This window comes from Synechococcus sp. OH2, assembly GCF_047462155.1.
Classification (GTDB): domain Bacteria; phylum Cyanobacteriota; class Cyanobacteriia; order Thermostichales; family Thermostichaceae; genus Thermostichus.
Window position 1 is genome coordinate 16,428 of sequence record NZ_JANSIR010000101.1, and the last position, 8,166, is coordinate 24,593.

Annotated in this window: 7 protein-coding genes, 1 pseudogene and 1 riboswitch; of the genes and pseudogenes, 7 read left to right on the forward strand and 1 reads right to left on the reverse strand. The window is 61.5% G+C overall.

Features of this window, described 5'->3' with window-relative positions; all coding sequences use genetic code 11:
• The 7 genes and pseudogenes from NW835_RS10035 to NW835_RS10065 form a co-directional block, all read left to right on the forward strand.
• Nucleotides 1–587, forward strand: a pseudogene (locus tag NW835_RS10035) (hypothetical protein); the annotation flags it as partial.
• 91 nt (nt 588–678) lie between these two features.
• Nucleotides 679–820, forward strand: a riboswitch (cobalamin riboswitch).
• A 39-nt stretch (nt 821–859) separates the two neighbouring features.
• Entirely contained in the window at nt 860–2,806 is a 1,947-nt protein-coding gene (locus tag NW835_RS10040; protein ID WP_414415204.1) for a TonB-dependent receptor plug domain-containing protein, read from the forward strand.
• 89 nt (nt 2,807–2,895) lie between these two features.
• Nucleotides 2,896–3,306 carry a DUF1636 domain-containing protein gene (locus tag NW835_RS10045; protein ID WP_414415205.1) on the forward strand — a complete coding sequence of 137 codons (411 nt, stop codon included), beginning with the start codon at nt 2,896–2,898 and terminating at the stop codon, nt 3,304–3,306.
• A gap of 9 nt (nt 3,307–3,315) precedes the next feature.
• Complete coding sequence (locus tag NW835_RS10050; RefSeq protein ID WP_414415206.1) at nt 3,316–4,185, forward strand: (2Fe-2S) ferredoxin domain-containing protein; 870 nt, start codon at nt 3,316–3,318, stop codon at nt 4,183–4,185.
• Between the two features lie 3 nt (nt 4,186–4,188).
• Nucleotides 4,189–4,866 carry a hypothetical protein gene (locus NW835_RS10055; protein ID WP_414415207.1) on the forward strand — a complete coding sequence of 226 codons (678 nt, stop codon included), beginning with the start codon at nt 4,189–4,191 and terminating at the stop codon, nt 4,864–4,866.
• Between the two features lie 26 nt (nt 4,867–4,892).
• Complete coding sequence (locus NW835_RS10060) at nt 4,893–6,944, forward strand: ArsA family ATPase (protein WP_414415208.1); 2,052 nt, start codon at nt 4,893–4,895, stop codon at nt 6,942–6,944.
• A 54-nt stretch (nt 6,945–6,998) separates the two neighbouring features.
• Nucleotides 6,999–7,457, forward strand: coding sequence for an MAPEG family protein (locus tag NW835_RS10065; RefSeq protein WP_414366242.1), 459 nt, complete (start codon nt 6,999–7,001; stop codon nt 7,455–7,457).
• Nucleotides 7,458–7,464: 7 nt separating this feature from the next.
• Here the strand turns inward: NW835_RS10065 and NW835_RS10070 are convergent.
• Nucleotides 7,465–8,166, reverse strand: a 702-nt coding sequence (locus NW835_RS10070; protein ID WP_414415209.1) for a DUF3326 domain-containing protein, incomplete at its 5' end; no start/stop codon positions are given.

The following is an 8,166-nucleotide window of genomic DNA, read 5'->3' on the forward strand; positions in this document are numbered from 1 at the left end:
AAACTTCCACAAACCTACCGGTGGTGGCGGTGCCGCAATCGACTGCCCCCCTTCCCCCTCCTGCAGCGGGATCGGGAGGGCGTATTTTGCCCAGCAGCCCCAGCCAGCCGTCGGGCGCTCAACCCCAGGAGTTTGTTGCCGTCCCCTTCACCCCCGATGGCTCTACCACGCCTGCCCAGCCGGTTGAGCCGGCTCCTGCCGCCCCTGTCCGCCAGGCCTCTGCAGCTCCTCTTACCGACATCACCCCCCTGCTGCCGCCGCCGGCCCGCCGCCAAGCCAGAGAAAACCCTCCTACCTCCTCCTCTGCACCCTCAAGCTCGGCCCCAGCTTCTCCTGCTCAGGCTGCCGACAAGGACTCCGTCCCGCTGACGCGAGCGGCAACCCAGTTTCGCGTCTTGGTAACCCCCAAGGGCAGCGACGACTTGCAGCGGCTGCGGCAGCTCGTCCCTGAGGCAGTGGAGACCGTGTTCAACGGCAGGACGATGCTGCAGGCCGGCCTCTACGACAGCCGCAGCCAGGCCCAGTCAGTCCTGGATCGCCTGTTGGACGCCGGCTTTGACGCGGTGGCGGAGATGATCTTCCGTTGATATCACTGCCCAGGGATCCCCCCCGGCAGGATAGGAACTCCCCAGCAGGGGAGGTATGATGCCTAGCACGGCTTTTTCCAAAAGGACTGAGGAGGAAGCCGTGCCGTCAGGTTGCTCTGGGGATCAGCCAGGGCAAGCAATGGGGAAAGTCCGGTGCAAATCCGGCGCTGTGCCGCAACTGTGATGGGCTAAGGCCCTCAGTCAGGATGCCCGCCTGCGGCTTTGGCTCACAGCTTAGCTCTTCCGCGTCGCACGGAAGCAGGAGCAACCGGATGAAAGTAATTGTTGTATGTCTCAGCCTTGGGCTGGGGAGCTGGAGTTTGGGGATCCCAGCCTGGGCGCAAGCGGTCTTGGACACCAGTCTTAGTGCCGAGATTTTCAATCAACCCGTCACCACACCGTTTCGCCGCCCTGGCTTGCTGCGGGACTCTTCGCGCCCAGTCTATGTCATCACCCGCCAGCAGATGCGCGAGCAAGGGGCAAGGACGGTGCAAGAAGCCCTGCGCTATCTGCCTGGGATCCTCAGCGATGGCACAGCGGGAACTCAGTTGGGAGCTCTTAGCTCTCAATTCATGCGAGGGGCGCGAACGGCGCAGGTGTTGGTGCTCTTGGACGGCCGCCCCCTCAACGATCTGGGCTTCTTTGGCGGGTTTGACCTCTCTCAACTCACCACAGATATTGTCGAGCGAATTGAAGTCTCTCCCGGTGGCGGCTCTACTCTGTATGGCTCGGATGCTGTTGGCGGCGTGATCAACATCGTTACGGTGGAGCCACAGCCAGAAACGGAGACGGTGCTGGAAGCGGCGGTCGGCAGCTACGGCCTCAATGAGCAAGGGATCCAAAGTCGGGGCCAAGCCCAGGATCTGGGCTGGGTGCTCAGCTATCGCCGTCTGAAAAGTAACAACGACTTTCCCTTTGCAATTGAGCGGCTGGGCAAGTCAGGCAAGCGGGAAAACTCGGCGGTGGAGTACCACAACTTGCAGGCCAAGCTTACCTGGCAACTGGCCAAAGACCAAGTCCTAACAGCCAACGCCCTCTACCTCAATAAAGCCTTTCGTGTGCCCGGCAGTGTGGAATTTCCCTCTCCCGATGCAGAGCAAAACACCAACGATCTGCTGCTGGATCTCAGTTGGCTGTGGACTCAGGCAACAGGATCCCTGCAGGCAAGAGTCTTTTTTGACGATCTCAACTACCGTTTCAGTGCTCCGCAAAGCCAGGGATCCCGCGACGTCATCCTGCGCAATGGCTGGGGATCCCAGCTGCAGTATGCTTGGCAAGCCGGCGAAAACCTAGAGGGAGCTTTGGGGGTAGATTATCGCTCCATCTCAGCTCGCAATACAACTTTTTCCTTTGCCAACGGTTCTGCCAATATCAACTACGACGATACGGTTAACCAGGGCGCCCTGTTTGCCCGCCTGGATTACAGCCCGGATCCCAACTTCCACCTTGATCTGGGCATGCGCCAGGACTTCAGCAGTTTGGCCAATAGCTCGGCCACCTCGCCGGCTGTGGGGATCCGCTGGACAGTGGCGGAAGGCACCACCTTGAGAGCCAACTACGCCAGCAGCTTTCGCACCCCCTTGATCTCGGAATTATTCTTTCGGCTGCGAGGCTTTTTTGAAGTGGATGGCAACCCCAATCTCCGCCCAGAGCGAGGGGAGAGCTTTGACGTTGGCTTGGATCAGAGCCTGGGAGATTTTGGCCTGCTGCGGCTAACGTTTGCCCACAACCGCATCCGCGATGGCATCACCTTTGTCAGCCTGGGGCCGCGCCAGGGAACCTATGAGAATATTGGGCTGGTCGAATACACCGGCCTGGAAGCGGCTTTGGATTTGCGTTTGGGGGAAAACTGGACGCTTTTTGCCAACTACACCCTCAATGATCCCATCATCCGCGCTGCACTTAACCCGGCCACAGTTGGCAAACAGCTAGCCTTTGTGGGAGCCGATAGCTTCAACCTAGGCCTAACCTATCGCTATGAGCAGGGCGGGTACGGCTCGGTCTTGGTTCATCACATTGGGAGCTTTTTTACCAACAACTCCAATACGGAATCCCTGCCAGGCTATACCACCGTGGCTTTGCGGGGAGGGATCCCGTTGACTGAGGCCCTGAGCCTAGAGTTGGGGATCGACAACCTGCTGGATGAGCAGTATGAAGTTTTCCCCGGCTATCCCGGCGTTGGCCGCACGCTGAGGGTGAGCTTGCGGGGGCAATTTTAGCATCCTCTCGGGCTGTTTTTGGCTAACTATCTAGAACAAGCTGTCCTGGTGGAATTGTCTGCTTTGCAGTGGAGTTTGGATACAACTCTATGGTGAGCGCGACCAACTTTCCCTCTATTTCTCCATCGACAACTTTGGCTCAAGCTGAGTCTAAACATTGCCTCTGGGTTTGCACCACCTGCGGATCTCGCTGGGTCAACGGCCAAAAAGAAGGGATCAGCAAGGGAGAAATGCTCCTAGCTGCCTTGGAATCCCAAAGGCTCAATCCCCAACTGCAACTGAAGCCAGTTGCCTGTATGAGCGGCTGCAGCCACGCTTGTGTGGTTGCGCTGGCAGCCCCCCGAAAGATGACCTATGTCTTTGGCGATCTCGATCCAAAAGACGTGGAGCCAATCTTGCAAACGGCGGAGCTGTATTTGACAAAGCCCGATGGGATCCTGCCCTGGGCAGAGCGCCCCATCAAAAAGGGGGTGATTGCCCGCATTCCGCCAATCCAATAGGAGCAACCTATGGCTGTTTTCAATCCCTGGGTCCCACCCCTAAACCAAACTTGGCAAGAGGTTTCCCCCACCGGCTGGACAACCGTTTACGAAGGGATCCCGGCTCACATCGACTGTCTTGGGCCGCTGCTCTATGAGCTCTTTCAGGAGCGCTGGGCCGAGATCCAAGTGGGCCAGGTGGTGGAGGGTGGCGTCCTGGAAGCGGCCTTCAAGGCTCCCCCTACTCTCTGTGTGCTCTACGACGGCTACTTGACCGTGGCCACGGAAACTTGGCATTTGCATCTGTGTTTGGAGGAACACCAGGGCGGCCCCTACCGCAGAACTCCTCCTGAGCTGCGCCGCAAAAGATTGGTCGGCCGCGCCGCACTCTATCGCCGCCTCAATCCGCAGGGCCAGCCTCGCCAATGGGGGATCCAGTTTTGGAACGGGGCAGAGGAATCGCTGCTGCAGATCTTTTTGCCCAGTCCCTTTTTGGGGCCAGGAGAAGACTACCTGCCCGAAGGCAAAGCCGACTATCAGCAGCTTTCCCTTTATGAACGCCTGCGAGCCATTTACGTCGAGGGAAAAGAGCGGATCCCTTACGCAGATAACCCTCTCAAGCGGCCCTATTTGGCGGTTTGCCGTTCCAGCCGCTGCTATCCTTCTCGCCACTATCAGCCGGTGGTGGAAGCTCTGCAATCGGCCCTGCGCGAGGCCAATCTGGATGTTCCGGTTATCACCTCAGGATGCCTAGAAGTCTGCCAACAAGGGCCGGTGGTTTTCTACTCTGGTGACCGCACCTGGTACAAGCAAGTCACACCCCCAGTAGCGCGGCAAATTGTCCAGGAGCACCTGCTGAACAAGTGTCCCTTAAAAGCTCACCTCTTTCCTGGGGATTAGCCTATGGTCAGCCTACAAGCTCTTGTCCAGTCCATCCCCAAAACCCGTCGCGGGATCCCGGAGGTCATTTGGACCCAAGCCACCCGCGATCTAGCCCAAGGTCGATTTTGGCCCAGCCTATTGACCACCATCGGCTGCCTTAGCAACATTGCCTATACCTGTACACTGCCTTTTGTAACTGTTGGCATCATCACGGGCACCACGTTAACTCGCCAAGGGGCAATCGTCAGCGCTTCGATGATTTGGCTGGCCAACCAAATCTTTGGCTACACCTGGCACAACTATCCCCGTACCCCTGATTCTTTGGCTTGGGGGTTGGTCTTGGGGATCGGCACGGTGGGGGTGGCGTGGCTGGCCAGCTATCGCCCGCTCTTTTTCCAGCCCCACCCTGTCCAACCTCGGCAATGGCTGCGCAATTACCTTTGGATCCTGGTCATGCTGATCCTAGGGTTCCTTGCTTTTGAAGGGCTGATCTTGGCAGCCGGCCTGGTGCTGGGCGGAACAGAGGGCCTGACCCTGCCCATCTTGGGCCAGATCTGGTTGCACAACTGGCTGTGGACGGGCTTTTGGCTTGGGATCCACGCGCTGCTGGCCTGGGACAGAGGACGCCGCCGACTGGAGTTGGCGAGAGCCAACCTCGGCGGGCTGGGGTATCCCCAAGGGAGATCCAGGCCAGAATAGGGGTGACCTGCGCGCGAGGGATCCCTTTGCAGCCCGCTCAGCTCGACAACTCCCCCTTTGACCGGCTCTCGGCTTCCTGCCGCTTGCTGCTGTTGAGCGGCAAGGGGGGCGTGGGCAAGACCACCCTGGCCTGTGCCCTAGCCCGTCACCTAGCCCAGAGGCAACCAGAGCGCCGTTTGCTGTTGCTGTCCACCGATCCGGCCCACTCCCTGGGGGATGTGCTGGGGATCCCGGTGGCCGACACCCCCCAACCCCTGCCGGAAAGTGCTCCGCACCGCTTGCGCGAATGGCCCAACTTGCAGGTGCGGGCTCTCCAGGCCGAGGTGCTGCTGCAGTCTTTCAAGCAGACCTACGGCCCGGCTCTAGAGCTGATTGCCGAGCGGGGCAGTTGGCTGGGGCGAGAGGATCTGTTGCCCCTTTGGGATCTGGACTGGCCGGGGGTGGACGAGCTGATGGCCATCCTCGAGGTCAACCGCCTGCTGGCGGGCCAAGAGGTGGATACGGTTATTCTAGATACCGCTCCCACCGGCCACACCCTGCGGCTGTTGGAGTTGCCCGACTTTTTGGATAATCTGCTGGCGGTGTTTGCCACCTTCCAGGCCAAGCACCGCGAGGTTGTCCAATCCCTGACGGGCACCTATCGACCGGATGAGGCCGATGCCTTTTTGACCCGGCTACAAAGTGAGCTGGAGGGAGGCAAAGCCCGCCTCACCGACCCGGAGAGCACCTCTGCTTGGCTGGTGCTGGTCCCGGAGCCGTTGAGCGTGGCGGAGACCCGCCGCTTCTGTCAACAACTGCAAAGCCGCCGTGTGCCTGTGGGGGGTCTTCTGGTCAACCAGGTGTTGCTAGGGACGGTGGCGGCCGCAGGGGAAAAAGCGGAAGCAACCCCCAGCCGCCCCTCGCCTCTTTACCTAGCCCGCCAGCAGGAGCAGTGGCGCTGGCTAAAAACACTCCAAGAGGAGCTGCCTGGCTATCCCATCTGGGTTTGTCCCTATCAACTGGAGGAGCCGATTGGGCCGACGGCCCTGGACAGGCTGGTGCAACAGCTTCGCCCCTTGCCAGAGGTGCTGCCGCAGTTGGAAGAGATCCCCCCTAGCCCAGGGGAGCCTGTCGGCGGGATCCCCTCCCCCCCAAGGGTGGCCCTGCCAGATTTTTTGGCCCAAGGGATCCGCCTTGTGCTGGTGGGGGGCAAGGGTGGGGTGGGCAAGACCACGGTGGCCGGGGCCCTGGCCTGGAACCTGGCCCAGCGCCATCCCGACCAGCGGCTCTTACTGGTCTCCATCGACCCGGCCCACTCGCTGGGGGATCTGTTTCAGACAAAGCTGGGTCAGGAGCCGCTGCCGCTCTTGCCCAACCTGCTGGGCCAGGAGATCGAGGCGGCGGCAGTGCTGGAGCGCTTCCGCCAAGACTACCTGGAGGAGGTGGCGGCCATTTTGGCAGGCGAGGGGACGGCAGGGGTGGAAGTCCAGTACGACCCCCAGGCTTGGCGGCAGCTTTTGCAGATGCCCCCTCCCGGTCTAGACGAGGTGATGGCCCTGCTGACGGTGCTGGAACAAGAAGCCAGCGGCCAGTTCAACCTGGTGGTGGTGGATACCGCCCCCACCGGCCACCTCTTGCGCTTTTTGCAGATGCCGCAGGCCCTAGAAGGCTGGGTGAGCCTGGCCCTGAAGCTGTGGCTAAAGTACCGCGACGTGGTGGGCCGGCCGGAATGGGCGCAGCGGTTGCGGGATCTCCTAGCCCAGGTGCGCCAGCTGCAGCGGCGGCTGCGGGATCCCCAGTTTGTTAGCTTTGTCCCCGTCTTCAACCCCGAACAGGCAGTTCTGGCGGAAACCGAGCGTCTTTTGGCGGAGTTGGATGCCCTGGGGATCCCCCATCCCTATGCCGTTCTCAATCGGGTTTGGCTGGAGGACTCCACCCCCTTTGGCGCAGCCCTTTGGCGCCGCCACCAGGCCATCCTGGCCCAGTTGCCCCAGCGCTTTCCCCAGCAGGCCATTGTCACCCTCCCTTTCCTGCACCCGCCCAGCCTAGAAGTCGTTGGGGCTTACCTGCTAGGCAGCCCGGCGCCAATTCCCGCCTAGGGAGGCTAGCCTAGAGAAGGTGCGGGTGCCGCCTCTTTCCTCTGCGTTTTGCCTATGTTGCCCAACCTCCCCCTGCAAGCCATCCCCCTGTTCTCGATTGCTGCAGCCATCCTGTTGGTGTACCTGCCCATGGGCGTGGTCGGCTATGCCCGCGCTCGCGTTGGCTACGATCCCCATGCGCCGCGGGCTATGTTCGACCGGCTGCCTCCCTACGGCCAGCGGGCCACCTGGGCCCATGCCAACGGCTTTGAGGCCCTGGGCACCTTTGCGCCGTCAGCCTTGATTGCCTATGTTACTGGCCCCCACCCGGATCCCTGGCTGTTTGGCCTTAGCGGCGACGAAGGGGTAGCCCTGCTCTGCGGTGTGTTTCTGCTGGCACGGTTGTTTTACAACTTTTTCTACATCGGCGACATTCCCCTGGGGCGCTCCCTCTCCTTTTTGGTTGGGTCGCTGGCCACGCTGGGCCTGCTGCTGATTGGCCTGTTGCCGTTTCTGGGCCAGAACTGGGCTTAGCCCGAGGCTACAGCCGCAGCGACGAGAGGGCCACGCCAGCCCGGTGGGCCACCACCACGCCAATGGCCTCCAGGTAGGAGCTAACCGCCACATGCGGGATCCCCAACTGGCGCGGGTGAACCTGCATGACGGTGGTGTTTTCTTCGACGGCAATAAACAAGGGCGGGCGGGGGCGGCTGGCGAGGTAAAGTAGGCCGGGGCCGCCAAAGGCGGTGGCCGGGGCAATGACGCTGTCCACCTGCTTGGCTGTCAGGTCGCCCGTCTGGAGGGGATCCCCCCTTTTCACAAACTGGGGGGCGTAGCTCAGCCCTGCCAAAACCGAGGGCAGGAAGGTAAACCCCACCTCTTCAGCGGCAGCGCGGGGGTGAACCGGCTTGGGGTCGGGATCAGGGTAGAGGGCCGGAGCATGGGCACACGGGATCCCCAGCTCCCGCACCACCAGGTGGCTGAGGATGGCCTCGGCCCCCGCCAGGGGATCTACCCCCTGCCCCTGCTCGTACTGGCTAAAGTCAAGATCGTCGGGGAAGCGGGCCACCACGGCAATGGCCTCGGCCCCTGCCTCGAGCAGCGCACGGGCGGCTTCCAGGAGCGCCTCCGGATCCGCTAGGGATCCCTGGCTGGCCCCGGCAGGGGAGAAGCTGACGGCAACGCCTAAGGGTCGAGGAGTCAAGCGCCAGGGGCCAATGTCCAGCCCCAGCGTGGCCTGAGC

What these genes read in the sequence shown, in the direction of transcription:
- NW835_RS10045 (WP_414415205.1), top strand. Translation starts at nt 2,896, where the DNA reads ATGGTGAGCGCGACCAACTTTCCCTCTATTTCTCCATCGACAACTTTG.
- NW835_RS10065 (WP_414366242.1), top strand. Translation starts at nt 6,999, where the DNA reads ATGTTGCCCAACCTCCCCCTGCAAGCCATCCCCCTGTTCTCGATTGCT.
- NW835_RS10040 (WP_414415204.1), top strand. Translation starts at nt 860, where the DNA reads ATGAAAGTAATTGTTGTATGTCTCAGCCTTGGGCTGGGGAGCTGGAGT.
- NW835_RS10050 (WP_414415206.1), top strand. Translation starts at nt 3,316, where the DNA reads ATGGCTGTTTTCAATCCCTGGGTCCCACCCCTAAACCAAACTTGGCAA.
- NW835_RS10055 (WP_414415207.1), top strand. Translation starts at nt 4,189, where the DNA reads ATGGTCAGCCTACAAGCTCTTGTCCAGTCCATCCCCAAAACCCGTCGC.